The organism is Brevundimonas fluminis (assembly GCF_003934285.1).
GTDB lineage: Bacteria > Pseudomonadota > Alphaproteobacteria > Caulobacterales > Caulobacteraceae > Brevundimonas > Brevundimonas fluminis.
Window position 1 is genome coordinate 77043 of the sequence record NZ_RQWJ01000004.1, and the last position, 20684, is coordinate 97726.

The window sequence follows — 20684 nt, forward strand, 5'->3', positions numbered from 1 at the left end:
CGCCTCAGGTCTCGCGATAGGGCGAGCCTTCCCGGCGCAACATCGAAATCTCGGCGTCCACGGCCGCGCGCTCGCCTTCAAGATGGTCGGCGACGGCGCGCCTCAGGCCGGGGTGCGCGATCCAGTGCGCCGAATGCACCCGCTCGGGCAGATAGCCGCGCCCCAGCTTGTGCTCGCCCTGCGCGCCCGCCTCGACGCGGGACAGACCCAGCTCCAGCGCCAGCTCGATCGCCCGGTAGTAGCAGAGCTCGAAGTGCAGGAAGGGTCTTTCGACCAGCGTGCCCCACTGGCGGCCGTAGAGGGCGTCGCGCCCGATGAAGTTCAGGGCGCCCGCGACGGGGGCGCCGTCGTCGAACGCCAGGATCAGGGCGACGCGGTCGGCCATGGTCTCGCCGATGCGGGCGAAGAAGTCGCGCGTCAGGTAGGGGCGGCCCCACTTTCGCCCGCCGGTATCCATGTAGAAGGCGAAGAACGCATCCCAATGCGATGATCGAACGGCCTTTCCGGTCAAGACGCGAATGTCGAGACCCCGCTGTGCCTCACGCCGCTCGCGCCGGATCGACTTGCGCCGCCCGGAAGAGAGGGCGGCCAGAAACCCCTCGAAGTCCCCATAGCCCCGGTCGCGCCAGACGAACTGCAGGTCCTGACGTTTGAGCAGGCCGGCGTCGCCCAGCCAGTCCCACTCCGCCGTCGTCGGGAAGTTCACGTGCAGGGAGGAGACGCCCAGCCTCTCCCCCAGTCCGATCGCCGCCTCCAGGAGACCCGCCCGCACGGCGTCTGCGTCCTCGCCCGGCGCGACGAGCAGACGCGGCCCCGTGACCGGCGTGAAGGGCACGGCCGAGAGCAGCTTGGGATAGTACTCCCCGCCCGCCCGCTGGAAGGCGTCGGCCCAGGCGTGGTCGAAGACGTACTCGCCCTGGGAATGCCCCTTCAGCCACAGGGGCAGGGCGCCGATCAGCCGGCCTTCGTCCTCAAGGGTCAGATGCCGTCCCGCCCAGCCCTGCCGCGGCACGGCGCTGCCCGACGCCTCGCAGGCGTCGAGGAAGTCGAACGAGACGAACGGATCGCCCGTCGGCGCGGCGAGGGCGTCCCAGGCCTCGCGCCCGATCTCGGCGACGGTCTGATGGACGAGGGCGGTGAGGCTCACCGCACCTCGACGATCGCGTCGATCTCGACGGCGAAGTTCAGCGGCAGGCGATAGACCCCGACGGCCGAGCGGGCGTGACGCCCCTTGTCGCCGAAAACCTCGACCATCAGGTCCGAACAGCCGTTGATCACCGCCGGAATGGCCGAGAAGTCCGGGCCCGCCTGGACGAAGCCGCCCAGTTTCACGATGCGCTCGACGCGCTCCAGATCGCCGTCCAGCGCCGCCGACATCTGGGCCAGCAGGTTGACGCCGCACAGGCGCGCCGCCTCCTTCGCCCGCTCCGGCGTCACGTCCACGCCCACGGTGCCCAGCACGCCGCCGGCCGCGTCGTTGGACAGCTGGCCCGAGATGTGGACCAGGTTCCCGCTGCGCACCCACGGCACATAGTTGGCCACGGCCTTCGCGGGTTCGGGCAGGACGATGCCGAGATCGGACAGGCGGGCGGCGACGGACATGCGGGGCTCCGGAGTTGCTTCGGCCGCTGTTTAGCGAGGCCCGTGCGCCGCGTCACGGCCCTTAAGGGAACGCTCACCCGGATGCGGCAGTCTGTCGACCATGGATATGCGACCGAACCCCGTCGAGGCGTCGCTGCGCGCCGTCATCGCCCGGATGAGCGACGCCGACCGCGCCCGCGTCGACGCCGCCGTCGAACCCGCAGCCGCCCGCGCCGCCGCCGCGGCCACCCACTGGAATTTCGATCTGCCGGCGCAGGAGGTCGACGCCGTCTTGGGTCAAGGCGCCACCGACGACGCCCGCCGCGGCCTGATCGCGGCCTGGACGCTGGGCGTCATGGAACGTGCCAGTGCGGCCGGCATGCCGCCGGCGGTGATGGAGCTGTATCCCTACTGGATCGAGAAGACGGCCGAGTTTCTGGCCGGCGACACGGGCCCCTATGACCGCGACTTCTGGGCCAAGGACGTGCGCTTCGCCCTGGCCCTGTCGGTGCCGGGGGCAAAGACGCAGATCATCGACCTGTCCTCGCCGATGGGACCCGGCGAGAGCGTCCGCCACGCCCTGTCCGGGCGCGGGATCGGCCCGTTGATCAACTACGTCCGCCACGGCGCGAACCGGCCCTGGCTGCAGGTGCACACCGAGAGCCGGCATCTGGAGGACTTCACCGAGGAGGGGTGGAACCGCGCCTGGGCCACCGCGGCTGAGATCTGCAAGGTCCGGCCCGAGCTGGCCGGCATGATCGGCTCCAGCTGGTTCTACGATCCGCCGCTGGAGACCATCAGCCCGCGTCTGGCCCACCTGCGGCTGAACCCGCTGAAGGGCGGCGCCTGGATGGTTCATCAGGGGCCGGGCGAGATCCACACCGAACGCGCCGCCGCGAGCCCCGGCAGTCGCCGCGCCCTGATCGAGAGCGGGGAATATCTGCCGCGCAGCTGGCTGGTCGCCTGGCCGCGCAAGGCGCTGATCGCCTGGGCGAACGCGCGCGGCGCCTAGGCCGCGAGGCGACGCCATCCCTCGGCCACCGGCACGATCGTCAGCCCGGCCGACTTCGCCGCGAGGACCAGCCGCTCCAGATCGCGGGCGGTGCAGCCATAGGGCGTCGGCGCGTCCGACACGTCATGGCCGTAGGCGATCAGCCAGCCGTCCCTGGCCGCGGCCTCGGCGCAGAGGGCGTCGAGGTCGTATCCGGGCAGGCGGCGGCTCTCCAGACCTATGGCCTTCAGGGCGTTGCGATCCTCCGTCCCGGCGTTGACGCCGTTCCGCACGCCGCGCCCGAGCGCGAACCGCAAATCAATGATCGATTTCGCCCCCAGCGCCACGTCGCCGAAGGGATAGGCGAAGGTTTCCATCACGTGTCCGTCCAGCCGGTCGGCGACCCACAGGGCATTGCGGGCCAGACTGCGGCCCAGCTCCGCCGGAGAGAGGGTCAGGGTCGAGACGTGCTCATAGGTGTGGCAGCCCACCTCGTGCCCGGCGAAGAACAGCTCCCGCATGTGGTCTGCTGTGAACTGGGGCAGGCCCAGATTCTCGCCGCGCTCCAGTCCGCCGCAGACGTAGTAGGTGGCCTTGACCCCGTGCTGGGCCAGCACCGGTCCCGCCTCGGTCCACGCCGTCTCGGGAAAGTCGTCGAAGCTGAGGCTCAGCATGCCGCCGGGCGCGCGCACGCGCACCGGACGGCGGTCCAGCCACCGTCCGGCCCGGCGGCGCATCTTGTCGACGAAGGCCTGCATCCCGCCGACGCTAGGGCAGGGGGCTTAAGACCGGGTTGAGCGCCCCTTCAGCGCCCGGCCGGCCACCACGGCGCCCGGGCCGAACTTCGCGCGCAGGGCGTCGACGGCCGTCTCGGTCTTCAAGGTGCGCGCGGCCTCGGTCTCGAACAGGGCGGCCGGAGCGTCGACGGCGTCCTCGACGTCCGCCAGGCCGATGCCGATCAGGCGATACGGAATGCCAAGTTCCGGCCCCAGCAGCCGCCGTCCCTCGGCGAACAGACCGCGCGCCGTCTGCACCGGCTCGGCGGGCGTGGTGCGCCGCGTGATGATCCGGAAGTCCGTTCGCCGCAGCTTCAGCACGATCGACCGTCCCGCCACGCCGTCGCGCCGCGCCTTGGACGCCAGCTTCTCGCACAACGGCCACAGCTCGGCCTCCAGCGCCTCGCGGTCGGTCAGGTCGTGGTTGAAGGTGGTCTCGGCGCTCATGCCCTTGCGGTCGCGCTCCGGGTTCACGGCGCGGGCGTCCTTGCCGTTCGCCAGATCGTGAAGCCGCAGACCCCATTCGCCATAGCGCTTCGCCAGATCGCGCAGATCCGCCTTCGCCAGGTCGCCGACGGTGCTGAAGCCGTCGCTGCGCAGCGTCTTCGCGAACACCGGCCCGACCCCCGGCAGGATGGTCACGGGCCGAGGGGCCAGCGTCGCCGCCGCCTCCGTCCCCAGCACGGTGAAGCCGCGCGGCTTGTCCATCTCCGACGCCACCTTGGCGAGGAAGCGGTTGGGCGCCAGGCCGATGGAGACCGTCAGACCGGTCTCGTCCTCGATCTCCTTCTGCAGCCGCACCAGCTGAAGGATCGGCGGGCCGCCGTTCAGCCGCTCGGTGCCCTTCAGGTCCATCCACGCCTCGTCCAGGGACAGCGTCTGCACCAGCGGCGTCAGGGCCCGCACCTTGTCGAAGATGCGTTTGCTCTCGGCGACGTACTTCGTGAAGTCGGGCTTGATCACCACGGCGTCCGGGCACGCCTTCAGCGCCTTGAACATGGGCATGGCGGAGCCGACGCCGTACAGCCGCGCCACGTAGCAGGCGGTCGAGACCACGCCCCTCACGCCGCCGCCGACGATGACTGGCCTGTCGCGCAGCTCGGGCCTGTCGCGCTTCTCCACCGAGGCGTAGAAGGCGTCGCAGTCCAGATGGGCGATGGCGTGAGTCGTCAATTCCGGGTGGTCGAGCACCCGCAACGAGCCGCAGTTTCGGCACGTGCGCCGCGCGGATTCCGCTGTGGCCAGGCAGTCGCGGCAGATGCTTGCGGGGTGGCCCAAGGCTAAGGACTCGGAAAGGTCGCGCTTACCCCAACTTAAGACCGATGGGTCACGGTTGCATCCGAACTCGGCGGAAATCGCCCGCGACCGTGCGGACGCATGCCGATCTCAGGTGTCGATGACCAAGACCGTCCTCATCGTCGAGGATAACGAGCTGAACATGAAGCTCTTTCATGATCTGCTCGATTCCCAGGGCTTCCGCACCCTGCAGACGCGCGACGGCCTCTCGGCGCTGGCGATCGCGCGCGAGCATCGCCCCGACCTGATCCTGATGGACATCCAGCTGCCCGAGATCTCGGGGCTGGAGGTCACCAAGTGGCTGAAGGACGATCCCGATCTGGCGCACATCCCCGTCATCGCGGTGACGGCCTTCGCCATGAAGGGCGATGAGGAACGCATCCGCCAGGGCGGCTGCGAGGCCTACATCTCCAAGCCGATCTCGGTCCTGCATTTCCTTGAAGTCGTCCGGCGCCATTTGGGCGTCGTGGCGGCGTGAGGCCGCGCCGATGACCGCCCGGATCCTCGTCGTCGACGACGTCGAACCCAACGTCCGCCTGCTCGAGGCCAAGCTGACGCTGGAATACTATGAGGTCCTGACCGCCACCGACGGTCCGACGGCGCTGGAGGTCGCGTCGCGGGAAAGACCGGACCTGATCCTGCTGGACGTCATGATGCCCGGCATGGACGGGTTCGAGACCTGCCGGCGGCTGAAAGCCATTCCGGAGCTGCGCCATGTGCCTGTGGTGCTGGTGACCGCCCTTGACGGACGCGAGGACCGGATCCGAGGACTGGAGGCGGGGGCCGACGACTTCGTCACCAAGCCGATCGACGATCTGGTGCTGATGGCGCGGGTCCGCTCGCTGACGCGGCTGAAGGCCATCGTCGACGAACTGCACGATCGCGAGGAGAGCAGCCGCCGTCTGGGCGTCGACGCCGACGCCGCCGGGCGCCTGCGCGCGACGGGCGGCCGGGTGCTGATCGTCGACCACTCCGAGCGTCAGGCCGCAAAGATGCTGGAGCGCCTGTCGGAAGAGCACCGTCCGGCCATCGAGTCGGATCCCGCCGTCGCGCTGGAGGCGGCGAAGGGCGGGCTGGACCTGATGATCGTGAACCTGCAGGCCGCCGAGTTCGACGGCCTGCGCCTGATCGCTCAGGCCCGCTCGACCGAGGCCGCGCGCCGCACGCCCGTCCTGGCGGTGGTCGACCCGATCGATCGTCCGCGCATGGTCAAGGCGCTGGAGCTGGGCGCCAACGACATTCTGATGCGCCCGGTGGACGTCGAGGAGCTGCAGGCCCGCGCCCGCACCCTGATCCGCCGCAAGCGCTATGCCGACTTCCTCCGCCAGAAGCTGGACTACAGCCTGGAAATGGCGGTCACCGACGCCCTGACCGGCCTGCACAACCGGCGCTACATGGCGGGCCAGCTGCAGGCGCTGGTGGGCCGCGCGGCGCAGGGCGGCGAGACCGTGTCGATCCTCGTCCTCGACATCGACCACTTCAAGGCCGTCAACGACGGCTTCGGCCACGACGCCGGCGACGAGGTGCTGCGCGAGTTCGCCGTGCGCGTCGCCACCAACGTCCGCGCCGTTGACCTGCCATGTCGCATGGGCGGGGAGGAATTCGTGGTCGTCATGCCCGGCGCGCCGATCGAGGCCGCCGTCCGCGTCGCCGACCGCATCCGCCGCGACGTGGCCGAGGTCCCCTTCCGCGTGCTGGACGGCGAGGCCGCGCTGGACGTCACCGTCTCCATCGGCGTGGCGACGGTCGCGGGCCCCGACGACACCCCCGAGGCCCTGCTCAAGCGTGCCGACGACGGGGTGTACGAAGCCAAGGCGCGCGGCCGCGATCAGGTGGTGGCGCGGGCGGCCTGACCGCCCGGACGAGCGGACGAGCGGACTAGCGCCCGCCTCTCATGGACTTGTCGATCGCCTGGCTTCGGGCGGCGCCGTCGCCCTGCACGTTGCGGTCCGCGCGATCGAAGATGCCGCCGGGGTTCCGGCTCCGGCACTGATAGTCCTGCTGGACGTCGCCCGTTTGCAGGCCCGTCGCGACGACCCTGCCGCGCGTCGAGCCGTCGCAGATCAAGGCGATCTGGTCCGCCGTCAGGTCGCTGGCGTCGGTCAGGGGGGCGCAGGCGCCGAGGGCGAGCAGGGCGGCGGCGGTGAGGGCGGCGGCGGGCAGGATGCGCATGGGATCACTCACTCCGGTTGCTGAAATCGTCGATTGCACCTCGAAGTGGAGGTTGAAGGTGGCGGCGCGTCAAGCCTCATGGTCTGAAGTCAGCGTCTTGCGGTCCGATCTGATCCAGCGTTCGATCGCCCGGCCGCGTGGGAGGCGACATGGCGAAAGATCGCAAAGGCTCAGGCGCGGCCGGCTATTTCGTGGTCATCCTGCTCCTGATCGTGGGGCTGGCCGTCGGCTGGTTCTCGATCTTCGGCGGTCCTTATCAGAAGGCGGTCCCGGAACGGTTCCATGCGGGCCGGTGGCAGGCCGCCGATGCGGGCGGCAACAGGCGCTGCGCCATGCTGTGGGACCTCACCGAACGGGTGGGCATCGTCGGGAAGACGCGTGCGGAACTCGAACGGATGCTTGGCCCGGCTGAGGATGAGGACGACGATCCGACCGTAAGCCACTGGCACCTGTGCCCGAGCTTCATGGACATCTACATCCTGGAAGTCGGTTGGCGGGGAGATCGGGCGGTGTCGGCGCGGGTGCGTGACACTTAGAGCGGCCATCGAGCGGCAACAAAAAACGCCCGGCCATCGCTGACCGGGCGTTCGAAAACCAGCGAGGCGTTTCGCCTTACTTGATCTTGCCTTCCTTGAATTCGACGTGCTTGCGCACGACGGGGTCGTACTTCTTCACGACCATCTTCTCGGTCATGGTGCGGGCGTTCTTCTTGGTGACGTAGAAGAAGCCGGTGTCGGCGGTCGAGTTCAGGCGGATCTTGATCGAGGCGGGCTTGGCCATCGGGAATTACCTTTGCGACGGCGAAAGCCGCTGGAAACGAGAGGCGCGGAACATACTCAGGCGCGTCGGGAAGTCAACGCCGGGGCGCGGCCGTGCTAGCGTGAGCGCATGAAAGCCCTGATCGCCCTCATCCCCGCCGCCCTCCTGGCCCTGTCCGCCTGCGCCAGCGCGCCCGTTCAGACGCCGCAGGACGCCTTCTTCGCCCGTCTGACCGAGCTGTGCGGCCGGACCTTCCACGGCCGCGTCGCCGCCGACGACACCAACGACCCGAACTTCGCCGGCAAGGCGCTGGTCATGCACGTGCGCGACTGTTCGGCCACCGAGATCCGCATTCCCTTCCACGTCGGCGAGGATCATTCCCGCACCTGGGTGATCACCCGGACCGGCGCGGGCCTCCGCCTGAAGCACGACCACCGCCACGCCGACGGCACGCCCGACGTCCTGACCTGGTACGGCGGCGACACGGCGACGCCGGGCACGGCGGAGCGTCAGGAATTCCCCGTCGACGCCGAATCGATCGCCCTGTTCACGCGGGAGGGGCGGACCGTGTCGAACACCAACGTCTGGGCGATCGAGATCCGGCCGGGCAGCGAATACGTCTACGAACTGGCCCGTCCCGGCGGCCGCCTGTTCCGCGTCGCCTTCGACCTCAGTCGACCGGTCGCCAACCCCTGATCGGGCGCACGGTGGCGCAGGCGGGCGTGCCGTCCCGGCCCCGGCCGGGAAGTCCGACCTCCAGCACCGCGCCCGCGCGCGCCTGATCCAGCAGGGTCGGCGGAATGTCGTGGACGTCGATCTTGGCCCGGCGGCTCAGCGGCGTGGCGTGGTCCCCCGCCGACTGGCCGATCCGGATGTAGACGAACCGCCGCGCCTTGCCCTCGCGCCGCACGAACGGACCGGTCAACCGCCCGTCGTCGTGAAGGGTGATCGGGACGTCGAAGCTGAGCGGGCCGTCCCCGGCGGTCACCGGCTCGAACGGCATGTCGTCCTTCTGCAGGCTGTAGCGCACGCCCGGGACGGGATCGTCGATGGTCAGCCTGACCCGGATCTCCGTCACCGGAAGGCCCGCAGCCTCTCGCGCACGGCCTCCAGGCCCGGCAGGACGCGGCCGATCTCGTCGGCGTTCTTCTTCCACTTGTCGGGCCGCGGCGGCTCAAGCGTATGACGCGAGTCGGGCAGGGGGCCGCCGGTCCGCTCCGTCAGCGCCGCATCGATTTCGATGCCGGCGAAAGCCGCGATCCCGGCGATCACCTTGCCCGGAGCGGCGACGAAATCGGCATAGCGCACCACGTGCCGCCGCCCGGCCGGCAGGGCTTCCAGATCGTCCATGATGGTCGTGTTGGTGACCGCCCACTGATGCGCGGCGATCTCCTCGACCGGTTTGCCCTTCAGGCCCTGCCAGCCCTGCGGCAGCAGCAGCGACCACGGCCCGTCCCAGCCCTGCAGCTGCGGATAGGTGACCCAGCCGCCCGAGCGCCAGGCGTCGATGATGCTCGAGACGTTCTCCTCGGGCTCACGCCACAGGAAGACGTAGAGGGCGTCCGGAAACACCTTGTCGAAGAAGGGGATGCGCAGGGCGTTCTTGGGCGTTTTTTCCAGGAACCGCACCGACGGCCGGTTGGCGAAAGGCGCGCCCGCGCCGTCCACCAGCTTCTCGGCCACGCGCGCGTGCATGGCCAAGCCGATCTGCGGATCGAACTGCGCCGCCGTCAGCCGGTTGGAGTCGACGCCCGGCGCGCCGGGACGCAGCCGGGGAAAGCCCTCGGCCAGCCAGTGCGCCTCGCCGCCCACGGTGTGCAGCTGCGGCGTCACCGCCAGCGTCTCGAAAAGGGCGGTCGATCCCGACCGCGGCGCCGCCACGATGATGATCGGCCGGTCATAGGTCGGCACGGTGCGCACCGACGGCCCCGGCCCGGCCGCGCCCGCCGGGGTCTGTCCCGGCACGGCCGCCGCCGCCTGTCCCCGCGCCCCGTCGTTGACGGCGTAGGCGGCCACCCGCGCGCCGGCGACGCGCAGCACCGGCATGTCGTTGGGCCCGACGCGAAGATCCTCGCCAAGGCCCCGCACCTGCTGCAGGAAGGCGTCGATGCGCTTGCGGTAGTGGGGGACCCCCCGGTCCTCGTCGGCGAACAGGGACCAGAGCTGGCGCCAGTCCTGACGGAAGCCCCAGCAGGCCCGCTCCAGCGCCCGCACCTCCGCCTCGCCGGCTGCCCCGCCCTTCACCGAGACCGTCTCGGAGACCAGGTCAGACAGCAGCTGGTCGATCTCGGACGGCGGCATGACGCGGTGGACGTTGAAGCGCTCGAAGGCCAGCGGCGCCTTCTCGCCCGGCCGATACGGCACCAGCCGCGCCCCGAGGGGGCCGTCGGCCGCCGCGTCCGCCATGTCCCAGAACCGGGCGTTGCCGGTGGTGTCCGCCACCAGATGGATGCGCTCGACGTCCGAGCCGTTGACGACGCGGTGCGTGCGCCAGTTGTCGAAGATCCACGACTCCCCCGCGGCCATGTTCACCACCTGGTCGTCGCAATGGAATTTCACGTCCGGCGTGGTGACGATGGGGATGTGCATCCGCACCCGGTGGAACCAGTGATAGTTCACGTCCGTATGCGTCGGCACCTCGGACCCCGGGCCCAGCTTCATCAGGCGCGACCGGCTCCACACCACGCCGAAGTGGCTGAGCACCTGCTGCAGATAGGGCGCGGCCAGCAGGTGCGGCGTCGGCGCCATGGCCCCGGCGACGTCGTCGTTCTCGGTCCCGCCGACGGTGATCAGGCGCAGGGCGCTGTTGCCGGGAATGTTGTTCGGGTGCGGCGCCCAGGCCTCGGCCGGGAAGGCCAGCACCTCGGCCCTCAGCCGCTCCACGTCGAAGGTGAAGGGCAGTTTGATGAAGGGAGCCTTGAGCTTCATTCCGAACGGATACCGGCCGGGGCGGGCAGGGTCAAAGACGTTCGATCCGGTGCTGTCCCCGCACCTGCCTGACGAACGGCAGACCCTCGGCGCGGTCGTCCAGCGCGGCGTTCAGCACGAAGCGCGTGATCGCCGCCAGATCGCGCGACAGGGCGTCGTCCGCTTTCAGCCAGGCGACGTCCTCCAGCTCGTCCGCCGCAGGGCGCGGGCGATCGTCCATCAGCGCCGAAGCGTCGGCACGGAAGAACCGGGCGTCGAAGCGACGGCTGCGTCCCGGCGGGGTGATGGCCCGGGCGACGTAGCTCATGGCCGCGAGGTCGGGCAGGGCGCCGCCGGCCCGGAACTCCCGCCAGGGGCCGGCGACGCCGGCTGGCGGCGCGGGCCGGGCCAGCCTCAGTCCCGTCTCCTCGAAGGTCTCGCGCACGGCGGCCAGCATCAGGGCCCGCGCCCGGTACGCGCCGACCTCCGTCTCCAGCCGCGCCCGCGTCTCGCCGGTCGGATCGGACGCCGACGCGGCGCGTCCGTCGGCCCGGTCCACCCGCCCGCCGGGGAACACCCATTTGCCGGCCATGAAGACGTGGCCGGCCGCGCGGCGACCCATAAGCACCTCGGCCCGGACGCCGGTGCCACGCGTCAGGATCAGCGTCGCCGCGTCTCGCGGCCGCATCCGTCCGCCCGTCCGTGGCGCGTCTCTCAGATCCTGATCGGCGTCGAAGGGCTGCGTCACCGCCGCTTGCCCTTGCGAACCCCCTTCAGCCCGCCTGACGGCCTGCCGCCCGCGCGCGGTTTGGGTCCGCCCGGCCGTCCCTTGCCGCGCGTCGGCGGGCCGTCCCCGCCCCGGCCCCTCATGCCCAGTCGCGGAGCGGGCGCATTGGGATCGCGGGGGTCGGGGTCGGACAGCATCTCGAACAGCAGCCCGCCCGTCACCGGCGTGGCCTCCACCAGCCTGACCTCGACCGGCTTGCCCAGCGTCCAGCGCACCCCGGTCCGGCCGCCGACCAGGGCATGGGTTCGGTCGTCGTGGGTGAAGTACTCCCCGCCCAGCGACGACACGGGCACCAGTCCGTCGGCGCCCGTCTCCTCCAGGCGCACGAACAGGCCGAAGCGCGTCACCCCGGTGATCCGCCCACGGAACATCGAGCCGACCCGATCCTGCAGGAAGGCGGCGACGTAGCGGTCCATGGCGTCGCGCTCGGCCGCCATCGAGCGGCGCTCGGTCGTGGTCACCTGCTCGGCGATCGACGCCAGCTCGGCGATCTCGCGGTCCGTCAGCCCGTCCTTGCCGAAGCCCAGCGCGCGGATCAGTCCCCGATGCACGATCAGGTCGGAGTAGCGCCGGATCGGCGAGGTGAAGTGGGCGTAGCGATCGAGGTTCAGACCGAAATGGCCCACGTTCTCGGGCGAATAGATCGCCTGCATCTGGGTGCGCAGCACCACCTCGTTGACGACCTCCGCATGCGGCCCCTCGCGCGTCTGGTCCAGCAGCTTGTTGAACCGTCTGGTCGTCGCCGGCTCGCCCTTGGTCCAGGGGATGCCCAGGGTCTGCAGGAAGTCGGCCAGGTTGAACAGCTTCTCCTGGCTGGGCGCGTCGTGGACGCGATAGATCAGCGGCGTCTTCTTCTGCTCCAGCGTCTCGGCGGCGCAGACGTTGGCCTGCACCATCATCTCCTCGATCAGCCGGTGCGCCTCCAGCGACACCCGCGCCTCGATGGAGGCGATGCCGCCGTCGGGGGCCATGCGGATGCGCCGCTCCTGACTCTCGATCTGCAGCGGGCTGCGCTTCAGCCGGCCCCTCAGCATGCAGCGATAGGCGTTCCACAGCGGGTAGAGGATCGCCTCCATGATCGGGCCGGTCGCGTCGTCCGTCTGCCCGTCGATGGCCGCCTGCGCCTGCTCGTAAGACAGCTTGGCGTGCGATCTCATCAGTCCGCGGACGAAGCGATGGCCGGTCTTCCGGCCGTTTTCGTCGAAGACCATGCGCACCGCCATGCAGGCGCGGTTCTCGCCGGCCTTGAGGCTGCACAGGCCGTTCGACAGCACCTCCGGGAGCATCGGCTCGACGCGGTCCGGGAAATAGGTCGAATTGCCCTTGTCGCGCGCCTCCCGGTCCAGCGCCGAGCCGGGCCGGACGTAGGCGGCGACGTCGGCGATGGCGACCCAGACGACCCAGCCGTTGGGATTCTTCGGATCCTCGTCGCGGTGAGCGTAGACGGCGTCGTCATGGTCGCGGGCGTCCACCGGATCAATGGTGATCAGAGGCAGCTCGCGCAGGTCCTCGCGGCCCTTCAGGGAGGGCAGCTCCTGATCTTCCGCCTCGCGCTCGACCGCTTCGGAGAAGCCCATCGGCACGTTGTGGGCGGCGATGGCGATGAGGCTGGCGGCGCGGGGATCGTCCTCGCGGCCGATGGTCTCCAGCACCTTGCCGCGCTTCGGGCCATAGCGGTGCTCGCCCTTCTCGATGGCGGCCACGACCAGATCGCCGTCCTTCAGCCCCTCGGCCAGCAGGGGCGGGATGAGCAGGACGTCCTTCGACCGCCGGTCCACCGGCTCGACCCGCACCTCGCGGTTCGACTTGCGGACCACGCCCAAGACCTTGTTGGCTCCGGAGTCCAGGCGCTTGATCAGCCGCGCCTCCCAGCCGTCCTCCGCCCTTGAGAACCGGACCAGCAGCCGGTCGCCCATGCCGGGCGCCGGGCCGGTCTTGCCCGTCCTGTCGGGCATCAGGAGCGCGCGCGGCGCGTCGTCGGACGCGTCGACCAGCCGTACGTAGAACTCGCCGTCCACGTCGCGCTCGACCACGTCGGCGACGCCCACGGGGGGCAGGTCGCCGGCGGGCGAGAATCCCTTGCGGCCGCGCTTGCCCAGCGCACCTTCGGCCTCCAGCTCGCGGATCATCTCGCGCAGGGCCCGCCGTTCGCCGCCCTTCAGGCCGAAATGCTTCGCGATGTCCGTCCTCTCGGCCGACCCCGCCTCGCGCAGGAAGGCCAGCAGCGTCTCCTTGTCCGGCAGTCCGGCGGCGGGGCGTTTCGGGGGTTTGCTCATCGTCCCGACATAACGCGCTTCGGCCGTCCGCGTCGTCAGCTTTGATCGGATTGTGGCGAAGGGCCGACTTGGCCATCCTGCTCCGACGTCATCCGGAGCCCGTCATGTCCTTAGTCGCCCTCGCCCTGACCGCCGCCCTGCTGGCGCCGCAGGATCCCGTGACGCACGAGCAGGCCGTGACCTGCACGGGCGTCTTCCTGTTCGCCAACATCCTGATGACCCAGGCGGCCGAGGCGGATCCCACCCCCGAGAACCAGGAGACCGCCGCCGCCGCCGGGCGCCTGATGAAGGCCGCCGACGACGATCGGCTGGCCGCCGCGCGCCGCGAGGGAATCGCGGTCGACGCCAGCGGACAGGCTCTGAACGTCTGGCTGGAGGCCAGCCTGCCCGACTCCGAGGCCGTCGTGGGTCGCGAGCTCGATCCCTGCCTGCAGCGCTACATGAGCGCCATCTGACCCGCCCGGCGGCTTGACCCCGGGACGGCGCGCGCCCAGCCTCGCGCGCGTTCGTCAACCGGAGTCGCCCGTCCCATGCCCACCGCCGCCCCGACCGTCAGCGCGCCGTCCGGCTCGCTGCTCGACCTCATCGGCGCCACGCCCATGGTCGAGGCGACGCGGCTGGACACGGGCAAATGCCGCCTGTTCCTGAAGCTGGAATCCCAGAACCCGGGCGGCTCGATCAAGGACCGCATCGCCCTGTCGATGATCGCCGCGGCCGAGCGCGAAGGCTTCCTGAAGCCCGGCGGCACGATTGTCGAGGCGACCGCCGGCAACACCGGCCTGGCGCTTGCGCTGGTGGGGCAGGCCAAGGGCTACAAGGTCCTGCTGGTCATCCCCGACAAGATGTCGAAGGAGAAGATCCAGCACCTGCGCGCCATGGGCGCCGACGTGCGGCTGACCCGCTCGGACGTGCCGCACGGGCACCCGGAATACTACACCGACATGGCCGAACGGCTGGCCCAGCAGATTCCCGGCGGCTTCTACGTCAACCAGTTCGCCAACGACGCCAACTCCGCCGCCCATTTCGAGACCACGGGCCCCGAGATCTGGGCCCAGACGGGCGGTGACGTCGGCGCGCTGGTGGCCGGCATCGGCTCCGGCGGCACCATCACCGGCATCGCCCGCTATCTGAAGTCGGTGGGCTCGGACGCGGAGATCATCCTCGCCGACCCCGTCGGCTCAACCCTGGCCGGGATCGTCAACGAGGGGGTGCCCGGGCCTGAGGGCAGCTACACGGTCGAGGGCATCGGCCAGAACTTCGTCCCCGACACGGCGGACGTCACCCTGATCGACAAGGCCTATTCCATCCCGGACGCCGAGGCGATCGCCACCGTGCGCGAACTGCTGCTGAAGGAAGGCATCCTGGCGGGCTCGTCGTCGGGCACGCTGATCGCCGCGGCCCTGCGCTGGTGCCGCGAACAGACCGAGCCGAAGACGTGCGTCACCTTCGTCTGCGATACCGGCGCCAAATACCTTTCCAAGGTCTACAACGACGCCTGGCTGGCCGATCAGGGGCTGACCGACCGGCCGATCCACGGCGACCTCAGCGACCTGATCACCCGGCGGCCGGAGGAGGGCGGAGTGGTCGTGGTCGGTCCCGACGACACGCTGGACACCGCGTTCAAGCGCATGCGCGGCTCGGACGTGTCGCAGCTGCCCGTGCTTCAGGACGGACGGCTGGTCGGCATCCTGGACGAGAGCGACATCGTCCACGTGCTCGACACGGACGAGATCACGCGCAAGGAGCGTTTCGCCAAGCCCGTCTCCTCGGCCATGACCCGAGATCTGGACACGGTTCAGGTCAATGAGCCGCTGGACGCCCTGATCCCCCTGTTCGATCGGGACCGCGTGGCCATCGTGCTGGATGGCGAGCGGTTCGTCGGCCTGATCACCCGCACGGATCTCATCAACCACCTCAGCCTGAACCGATGAGCCGGAACCCGTCGCCATTCGTGGCGACCTTGCGGCGAACCGGCTGGACTGGGGCGAAATTGCGGTGAAGCCTGTCCCCCTCTCCTGAACGGTGGGGCAGGCCGACATGACGACTTCCCGTTTCCTCGCATTCTTCGCCGCGACCGCGGCTCTGCACCTGGCGGCCCCCGCGCACGCCCAGTCGATCCCGCCGACGCGGACGACCCCGGTCGGTATGCCCGGCTGCGGTCAGGACGTGCCTCTGGCCGCCACGCGCGCGAGCATCACCTTCGCCAGCGGCGGCAAGGACATTCCGGCGATCCTGTACGAGCCGCAGGGCGTGCCGCACGCCTCGACGGCGGTGGTCATCCTTCATGGCCGCGACGTCGCGGGCGAGATGATCTATCTGGACGATCACGCCCTCCAGTTGGCGTCCCGGGGCGTCTCGGTGCTGCTGCCCTTCTATCTGGCGGCCGACGATGGACGGGACCCCGAGCCGGCTCGAGCCCGGGCGGCGCATCGGACGTGGCGACGGGTGGCGCTGGACGCCGCCGAGGCTCTGGCGGCGGAGCGGGGCGTGTCCCAGCGTCAGGTGCATCTTTGGGGACACACGCGAGGGGGCGGCGTCGCGGTCGCCGCGGCGCTGGAACGGGGCAGCCCGGTCGGCGGGGCGATCGCCGTCCAGATCGGCGGCAGGCCGCAGGATTCCGCTGAAGGTCTGGGCCGCCCCTTCCTTCTGATCTACGCGCCTGACGCCCTGTTTCCGGCCGCGCAGGGGCGGGCCATGGCCGATGCGATCCGTGAGGACGGGGGCGTGGTCGAGGAAATCCGCATTGGAGTTCCGTGGGAAAGCTGGGCCGGGGCGGAATGGTGCGCGGTCTTCGACCATTCGCGTGCCCATTTCGACAGATCGCGCCTCTCGGCCGGCGACTGACACGACCGCCGTCGCCATTCGTGGCGACTTTGCGGCGAACTTGCTGGACTAGGGCGAAATTGTGGTGAAGCCTGTCGGCCTTTCGTGAATGGTGGGGCAGGCCGACATGACGACTTCCCGTTTTCTCGCATCCTTCGCCGCTGCGGCGGCGCTCTTCGGCGCCGGCGCGGCCTTGGCCCAGGCGCCCGCGTCCATGGCCGGTTGCGCCGACGACGTCCGGCACAATGCGACCCGCGACTCCATCACCTACCAGTATCGGGGCAAGGCCATCCCGGCCCTCTTCTACAAGCCGCGTCCTGGGACGGAGAACGGCGTCGGCATCGTGCTGCTGCACGGCTTCATGGGTCTGGGCGGGCACGGACCGCTGTTCGACCCCCACGCCATCCAGCTGGCCTCGCGCGGCTACACCGTTCTGATGCCCAGCTACTTCGACGCCCGACCCTGGCGACAGCGGTTCAACGGGGACGACATGAAGGAGTGGTCCCAGGCCTCGGGCGAGGCCGTCCGCTTCCTGGCGTCGCAGCCCGGCGTCGATCCGCAGAAGGTCGTCCTGTGGGGGTATTCGCTGGGCGGCTACCTGGCCACCGACGGCTCGCTGACCGACTACGGCGCGGCGGCGGGGGCCATCGGGGTTTCGGCGGGAACGGACATCTTCGAGCACGCCTCCCGCGGCTCGCGGCCGATCCCGATCCTGCTGATGCACGGGCGATCGGACCGGTCGGTCAGCGTCCGCTCCATGGAGGCGCTGGGCAGGAATCTCTCGGTGCGCGGGGCGACGGTGGAGACCGAGCTTCTGGACCGCCAGCAGCATGAGCTGGACGCCCCGACCTGGTGCCACGTCTTCGGGCGCACGCGGCGGTTCCTGGAAACCCACTTCCTACCGGCGCCGTCGGCCTGACCGCGCCATGAAGGCCCGGCTGGTCGCCCTGGCTCTGCTGACGACCGCCGTGGGGACCGCGCCCGCCGTCGCCCAGGTCGACTCCTGCCCCGGCGACATGGCCGGTCCCGCGACGCGGGCGACGGTCGAGTACGTCAGCGGCGGGCGCGCGATCCGGGCCCTGCACTATGTCCCCGGCCGGCCGAACGGCCGGGCGCTGGTCCTGCTGCACGGCGCGGGCGGACTGCGTCAGGACGCGCCGGTGTTCGATCCGCATCTCCTGCAGCTGGCGGCGCGAGGCTGGCACGTGCTGGCTCCGGCCTATTACGACGCGCTGGACCCGCCCGAACGCCGGACCAGCCGCGATCTGCGGGTCTGGCGGCGCGTGGCGCACGACGGCGCCGGCTGGCTGCGGCGGCGGCCGGGCATGGAGGCGGGCCGGGTCGCGGTCATGGGCTACTCCCTCGGGGGTTTTCTGGCGGTCGAGGCGGCGATGGAGGAGCCGGTCTGGTCGGCCGGGATCGCCGTGGCGGCGGGCCTGGACGTGGGCGAGCCCCTGCGCGACCGGCGCGGGACGCCGCTGCTTCTCATTCACGCCGAGCGGGATCCCGTGATCTCGCCGGTGTCGACGCGGCAGTGGGCGGGCGGGCTGGAGCGGCGGGGCGCCGCCGTGCGGGTGCACGAACTGGTCTGGTCGGGCCATTTCTTTGACAGGGCGACGTGGTGCGGCATCTTCTCGGAGACGACCGCTTTTCTGGACGCCGCCATGCCGGACGCCGCGCCATGATGCCGAACCGCCGTGAGGTGCTTGCGGGCCTGCCGCTGGCCGCCGCACTGCCGGGGACCGCTTCCGCCCGCGCGCAGGAGATGGCGCCCGGCGTGGCGCTGACCGCCTTCGTCAGCGCGGGCCAGGAGGTGGCGGCCGTCCTCTTCACCCCGACCCGGCCCGGCGGGGCCATGCGCGGGGCGGGCGTGATCCTGCTGAACGGCGGCGGCGGCACGAACAACGACCTGCCGCGCTTCTGGCGCGACGCCGTGCGCATGACCGAGCGCGGCTACGTCGTCGTCATGCCCAACTATCTGGGCGCGACGCCCGAGCCGAGCCCGCGAAACCGGGCGCGATGGGCCGAACTGGTCGCCGACTGCGCCGACTGGCTGGCCGCCGCGCACGGCGTCGGCGCGGGCAGGGTGGCCCTGATGGGGTTCTCCCGGGGGGGCTGGCTGGCGACGGAGACCGCCCTGACCCGACCCGGCTTCCGCTGCGCCGTGGGCATCGCCTCGGGCGGGGACCTGCCGGTCGAGGCGATCACGCACCGGCCGCCGGTGCTGCTGATCTACGCCGACGCCGATCCCGTCGTGCCGCCCGCCTCGACCCGGGCCTGGCAGCGCCGGATGCGCGACGCGGGCGTCCGCGTCGAGACCCACGTGCTGGACTCCGGCAACCATGTGTTCGAGCCTTCGGAGTGGAGCGAGATCTTCGGGCGCGCGGAACGCTTCGCCCGGCCACACCTCGCCTGAAGGAGGCCCCGATGAGACGACGCGCCGTGCTGGGCGGGCTGGTCGCGCTGGGCGCGGCGCCGGCGGCGGCGCAGGAGCCGCTGCTGACCTATGCGGGGATGACCTTCCGCAGCCACGGCAAGGACATCCGCGCCATCCACTATCGCCCGCTGGGCGCCGAGCGGAAGTCGGCCATCGTCATGATGCACGGCTCGGGCGGCCGCATCCGCAACGACGGGCCATGGCACGATCTGGCCATGCAGTTCGCGGGCGACGGCTACGAGGTCCTGACGCCGCTCTACACCGACGCCTGGCCGGATGACGGGATACGCCCGCCGGCCATGATGGAGGCGTGGCGCGACGTCGGCGAGCACGCGGTCGACTGGTTCATCGCCCGCGGGATCGACCGGCGGCGCACGGCCATGTTCGGCTATTCGCTGGGGTCCTACGTCGCCGTCGACGGGGCGCTGGGCAACAGCCGCGCGGCGGCCGCGATAGGGCTGGCGGGCGGCGTCGACGTCTATACGCCGCGGGCCCCGCGTCGGCGGATTCCGGTGCTGATGATCCGTGCCCAGAACGACACCCATGTCCTGCCGCGCAACACCGACGCGTGGATCGACTTCCTCCGCGATCGCGACGTCCCGGTGCGCGAACACACGATCGTGGGGGCGGGTCACCTGTTCCGGCCGCAGGAATGGGTGGAAATCTTCCAGGTCTCGGCCCAGTTCTACGCCTCGAACGTCGGCCGGGAGATTCGATGACCATCCGCAACCGTCAGGGCTTTTCGACCCGCGCCATCCACGCGGGTCAGAGGCCCGACCCAACGACCGGCGCGGTCATGACGCCGATCTACGCGACCTCGACCTACGCCCAGGAAAGTCCGGGCGTGAACAAGGGCTATGAGTACGCGCGCGGCAAGAACCCGACGCGCGAGGCGTTCGAGGCCTGTCTGGCTGACCTGGAGGGGGGCACGCACGCCTTCGGCTTCGCCTCCGGGATGGCGGCGACCTCCACGGCGCTGGAGTTGCTGGACGCCGGCTCGCACATCGTCACCGGCGACGACCTGTACGGCGGCTCCTGGCGGCTGTTCGAACGGGTGCGGCGGCGCTCGGCGGGGCTGGACTTCGCCTACGTCGACTTCAGCGACCTGTCGGCCGTCGAAGCCGCCATCACGCCGAAGACGAGGATGATCTGGGCCGAGACGCCGACCAATCCGCTGATGAAGCTGGCGGACATTCAGGGCCTGTCGAGGATCGCCAGGGCCCACGGCCTGATCCTGGTGGTCGACAACACATTCGCCACGCCGTGGAGCCAGCAGCCGTTGTCGCTGGGCGCCGACGTGGTCATGCACTCGGCGACCAAATACCTGAACGGCCACTCCGACGTCATCGGCGGGGCCCTGGTGACGGCGAACGCCGAACTCGCGACGCAGCTCAAGTTCCTGCAGAATTCCGTCGGCGGCGTGATGGGGCCGTTCGACGCCTTCCTTGCCAACCGTGGTCTGAAGACCCTGGGCGTGCGGATGAAGGCGCACAACGAGAACGCCCTGGCCGTCGCCCGCTGGCTGGAAGACCGCAAGGGCGTGGCCCGGGTCGTCTATCCGGGTCTGATCTCCCACCCCCAGCACGATCTGGCGGCGCGGCAGATGAACGGCCGCTTCGGCGGCATGGTCACGGCGATCATCGACGGCGACCTGGCCCGCACGCGTCAGGTGCTGGAGCGGGTGCAGGTCTTCACCCTGGCGGAATCGCTGGGCGGCGTCGAAAGCCTGGTCAACCACCCCGCCATCATGACCCACGCCAGCGTGCCGAAGGAGCTGCGCGAGGCCGGCGGCGTCACCGAAAATCTGATCCGCCTGTCGGTCGGCGTGGAGGACGTCGAGGACCTGATCGCCGATCTGGACCAGGCGCTGGGCTGAGGC

Annotated in this window: 23 protein-coding genes; 13 read left to right on the top strand and 10 right to left on the bottom strand. The window is 70.6% G+C overall.

All coding sequences use genetic code 11. From position 1 onward, the window contains the following. Positions 1-4: 4 nt before the first annotated feature. Positions 5-1147, bottom strand: coding sequence for a GNAT family N-acetyltransferase (locus EFJ44_RS09210; protein WP_125256931.1), 1143 nt, complete (start codon positions 1145-1147; stop codon positions 5-7). Beyond that, positions 1144-1602: a RidA family protein gene (locus EFJ44_RS09215; RefSeq protein ID WP_125256932.1), complete on the bottom strand. Its 459-nt coding sequence runs from the start codon at positions 1600-1602 to the stop codon at positions 1144-1146. Before EFJ44_RS09215 ends, EFJ44_RS09210 begins: the two co-directional genes overlap by 4 nt. Before the next feature lie 100 nt (positions 1603-1702). Between EFJ44_RS09215 and EFJ44_RS09220 the strand changes: the two genes are divergently transcribed. Further along, on the top strand, positions 1703-2593 hold the full coding sequence (locus tag EFJ44_RS09220; RefSeq protein ID WP_125256933.1) for a hypothetical protein: 891 nt from the start codon (positions 1703-1705) through the stop codon (positions 2591-2593). Here the strand turns inward: EFJ44_RS09220 and EFJ44_RS09225 are convergent. Continuing rightward, positions 2590-3330, bottom strand: coding sequence for a polysaccharide deacetylase family protein (locus EFJ44_RS09225; protein ID WP_125256934.1), 741 nt, complete (start codon positions 3328-3330; stop codon positions 2590-2592). The two genes, EFJ44_RS09220 and EFJ44_RS09225, sit on opposite strands and share 4 nt — an antisense overlap. 24 nt (positions 3331-3354) lie before the next feature. Beyond that, positions 3355-4626, bottom strand: a complete 1272-nt coding sequence (locus EFJ44_RS09230) for a DNA polymerase IV (protein WP_125256935.1) — start codon at positions 4624-4626, stop codon at positions 3355-3357. 118 nt (positions 4627-4744) lie between these two features. Between EFJ44_RS09230 and EFJ44_RS09235 the strand changes: the two genes are divergently transcribed. Beyond that, positions 4745-5122, top strand: coding sequence for a response regulator (locus EFJ44_RS09235; RefSeq protein WP_125256936.1), 378 nt, complete (start codon positions 4745-4747; stop codon positions 5120-5122). A 10-nt stretch (positions 5123-5132) separates the two neighbouring features. Beyond that, positions 5133-6497, top strand: a complete 1365-nt coding sequence (locus EFJ44_RS09240) for a PleD family two-component system response regulator (RefSeq protein WP_125256937.1) — start codon at positions 5133-5135, stop codon at positions 6495-6497. Positions 6498-6522: 25 nt separating this feature from the next. On the opposite strand, the gene EFJ44_RS09245 is transcribed toward EFJ44_RS09240, so the two are convergent. Next, positions 6523-6816, bottom strand: coding sequence for a hypothetical protein (locus EFJ44_RS09245; protein ID WP_125256938.1), 294 nt, complete (start codon positions 6814-6816; stop codon positions 6523-6525). A 149-nt stretch (positions 6817-6965) separates the two neighbouring features. On the opposite strand from EFJ44_RS09245, the gene EFJ44_RS09250 reads away from it, so the two are divergent. After that, complete coding sequence (locus tag EFJ44_RS09250; protein WP_125256939.1) at positions 6966-7352, top strand: hypothetical protein; 387 nt, start codon at positions 6966-6968, stop codon at positions 7350-7352. Positions 7353-7428: 76 nt separating this feature from the next. Here EFJ44_RS09250 and rpmG read toward each other — a convergent pair whose 3' ends face one another. After that, a complete protein-coding gene (rpmG, locus tag EFJ44_RS09255; RefSeq protein ID WP_003164451.1) occupies positions 7429-7596 on the bottom strand; it encodes a 50S ribosomal protein L33 in 168 nt (55 codons plus the stop codon). A gap of 108 nt (positions 7597-7704) precedes the next feature. Between rpmG and EFJ44_RS09260 the strand changes: the two genes are divergently transcribed. Next, positions 7705-8271 (top strand): hypothetical protein, encoded by a 567-nt coding sequence (locus EFJ44_RS09260; RefSeq protein ID WP_125256940.1) that lies wholly within the window; start codon positions 7705-7707, stop codon positions 8269-8271. Here the strand turns inward: EFJ44_RS09260 and EFJ44_RS09265 are convergent. From EFJ44_RS09265 to rnr, 4 genes are read right to left on the bottom strand one after another with little or no spacing between them, the layout of a single operon-like run. Next, positions 8246-8653, bottom strand: a complete 408-nt coding sequence (locus EFJ44_RS09265; protein WP_125256941.1) for a DUF5990 family protein — start codon at positions 8651-8653, stop codon at positions 8246-8248. The genes EFJ44_RS09260 and EFJ44_RS09265 overlap by 26 nt on opposite strands. Beyond that, positions 8650-10503 (bottom strand): sulfotransferase, encoded by a 1854-nt coding sequence (locus EFJ44_RS09270; RefSeq protein ID WP_125256942.1) that lies wholly within the window; start codon positions 10501-10503, stop codon positions 8650-8652. The genes EFJ44_RS09265 and EFJ44_RS09270 overlap by 4 nt, the downstream gene beginning before the upstream one ends. Before the next feature lie 31 nt (positions 10504-10534). Beyond that, positions 10535-11170 (bottom strand): NUDIX hydrolase, encoded by a 636-nt coding sequence (locus tag EFJ44_RS09275; protein ID WP_125256943.1) that lies wholly within the window; start codon positions 11168-11170, stop codon positions 10535-10537. A gap of 56 nt (positions 11171-11226) precedes the next feature. Continuing rightward, positions 11227-13545, bottom strand: a complete 2319-nt coding sequence (rnr, locus tag EFJ44_RS09280; RefSeq protein WP_125256944.1) for a ribonuclease R — start codon at positions 13543-13545, stop codon at positions 11227-11229. A gap of 104 nt (positions 13546-13649) precedes the next feature. On the opposite strand from rnr, the gene EFJ44_RS09285 reads away from it, so the two are divergent. From EFJ44_RS09285 to EFJ44_RS09320, 8 genes are all read left to right on the top strand, one after another. Next, positions 13650-14000 (top strand): hypothetical protein, encoded by a 351-nt coding sequence (locus EFJ44_RS09285; RefSeq protein ID WP_125256945.1) that lies wholly within the window; start codon positions 13650-13652, stop codon positions 13998-14000. Positions 14001-14075: 75 nt separating this feature from the next. Beyond that, a complete protein-coding gene (locus EFJ44_RS09290) occupies positions 14076-15476 on the top strand; it encodes a pyridoxal-phosphate dependent enzyme (RefSeq protein ID WP_125256946.1) in 1401 nt (466 codons plus the stop codon). 106 nt (positions 15477-15582) lie between these two features. Then, positions 15583-16389 carry an alpha/beta fold hydrolase gene (locus EFJ44_RS09295; RefSeq protein ID WP_125256947.1) on the top strand — a complete coding sequence of 269 codons (807 nt, stop codon included), beginning with the start codon at positions 15583-15585 and terminating at the stop codon, positions 16387-16389. A 106-nt stretch (positions 16390-16495) separates the two neighbouring features. Further along, a complete protein-coding gene (locus tag EFJ44_RS09300; protein WP_164511895.1) occupies positions 16496-17287 on the top strand; it encodes an alpha/beta hydrolase family protein in 792 nt (263 codons plus the stop codon). 7 nt (positions 17288-17294) lie between these two features. Next, a complete protein-coding gene (locus EFJ44_RS09305; protein WP_164511896.1) occupies positions 17295-18053 on the top strand; it encodes a dienelactone hydrolase family protein in 759 nt (252 codons plus the stop codon). Continuing rightward, positions 18050-18784, top strand: a complete 735-nt coding sequence (locus EFJ44_RS09310) for a dienelactone hydrolase family protein (protein WP_125256950.1) — start codon at positions 18050-18052, stop codon at positions 18782-18784. The genes EFJ44_RS09305 and EFJ44_RS09310 overlap by 4 nt, the downstream gene beginning before the upstream one ends. An 11-nt stretch (positions 18785-18795) precedes the next feature. After that, the gene (locus EFJ44_RS09315) at positions 18796-19524 is read left to right on the top strand and encodes an alpha/beta hydrolase family protein (RefSeq protein ID WP_125256951.1); all 729 of its coding nucleotides are present in this window, start codon (positions 18796-18798) and stop codon (positions 19522-19524) included. Then, entirely contained in the window at positions 19521-20681 is a 1161-nt protein-coding gene (locus EFJ44_RS09320; RefSeq protein WP_125256952.1) for a cystathionine gamma-synthase, read from the top strand. The genes EFJ44_RS09315 and EFJ44_RS09320 overlap by 4 nt, the downstream gene beginning before the upstream one ends. Positions 20682-20684: the final 3 nt, after the last annotated feature.

Coding starts and splice junctions, on each gene's coding strand:
- EFJ44_RS09260 (WP_125256940.1), top strand. CDS start 7,705: ATGAAAGCCCTGATCGCCCTCATCCCCGCCGCCCTCCTGGCCCTGTCC.
- EFJ44_RS09270 (WP_125256942.1), bottom strand. CDS start 10,503: ATGAAGCTCAAGGCTCCCTTCATCAAACTGCCCTTCACCTTCGACGTG.
- EFJ44_RS09310 (WP_125256950.1), top strand. CDS start 18,050: ATGATGCCGAACCGCCGTGAGGTGCTTGCGGGCCTGCCGCTGGCCGCC.
- EFJ44_RS09275 (WP_125256943.1), bottom strand. CDS start 11,170: ATGCGGCCGCGAGACGCGGCGACGCTGATCCTGACGCGTGGCACCGGC.
- EFJ44_RS09290 (WP_125256946.1), top strand. CDS start 14,076: ATGCCCACCGCCGCCCCGACCGTCAGCGCGCCGTCCGGCTCGCTGCTC.
- EFJ44_RS09320 (WP_125256952.1), top strand. CDS start 19,521: ATGACCATCCGCAACCGTCAGGGCTTTTCGACCCGCGCCATCCACGCG.
- rnr (WP_125256944.1), bottom strand. CDS start 13,545: ATGAGCAAACCCCCGAAACGCCCCGCCGCCGGACTGCCGGACAAGGAG.
- EFJ44_RS09295 (WP_125256947.1), top strand. CDS start 15,583: ATGACGACTTCCCGTTTCCTCGCATTCTTCGCCGCGACCGCGGCTCTG.
- EFJ44_RS09245 (WP_125256938.1), bottom strand. CDS start 6,816: ATGCGCATCCTGCCCGCCGCCGCCCTCACCGCCGCCGCCCTGCTCGCC.
- EFJ44_RS09250 (WP_125256939.1), top strand. CDS start 6,966: ATGGCGAAAGATCGCAAAGGCTCAGGCGCGGCCGGCTATTTCGTGGTC.
- EFJ44_RS09305 (WP_164511896.1), top strand. CDS start 17,295: ATGAAGGCCCGGCTGGTCGCCCTGGCTCTGCTGACGACCGCCGTGGGG.
- EFJ44_RS09285 (WP_125256945.1), top strand. CDS start 13,650: ATGTCCTTAGTCGCCCTCGCCCTGACCGCCGCCCTGCTGGCGCCGCAG.
- EFJ44_RS09240 (WP_125256937.1), top strand. CDS start 5,133: ATGACCGCCCGGATCCTCGTCGTCGACGACGTCGAACCCAACGTCCGC.
- EFJ44_RS09315 (WP_125256951.1), top strand. CDS start 18,796: ATGAGACGACGCGCCGTGCTGGGCGGGCTGGTCGCGCTGGGCGCGGCG.
- EFJ44_RS09215 (WP_125256932.1), bottom strand. CDS start 1,602: ATGTCCGTCGCCGCCCGCCTGTCCGATCTCGGCATCGTCCTGCCCGAA.
- EFJ44_RS09220 (WP_125256933.1), top strand. CDS start 1,703: ATGGATATGCGACCGAACCCCGTCGAGGCGTCGCTGCGCGCCGTCATC.
- EFJ44_RS09300 (WP_164511895.1), top strand. CDS start 16,496: ATGACGACTTCCCGTTTTCTCGCATCCTTCGCCGCTGCGGCGGCGCTC.
- rpmG (WP_003164451.1), bottom strand. CDS start 7,596: ATGGCCAAGCCCGCCTCGATCAAGATCCGCCTGAACTCGACCGCCGAC.
- EFJ44_RS09225 (WP_125256934.1), bottom strand. CDS start 3,330: ATGCAGGCCTTCGTCGACAAGATGCGCCGCCGGGCCGGACGGTGGCTG.
- EFJ44_RS09235 (WP_125256936.1), top strand. CDS start 4,745: ATGACCAAGACCGTCCTCATCGTCGAGGATAACGAGCTGAACATGAAG.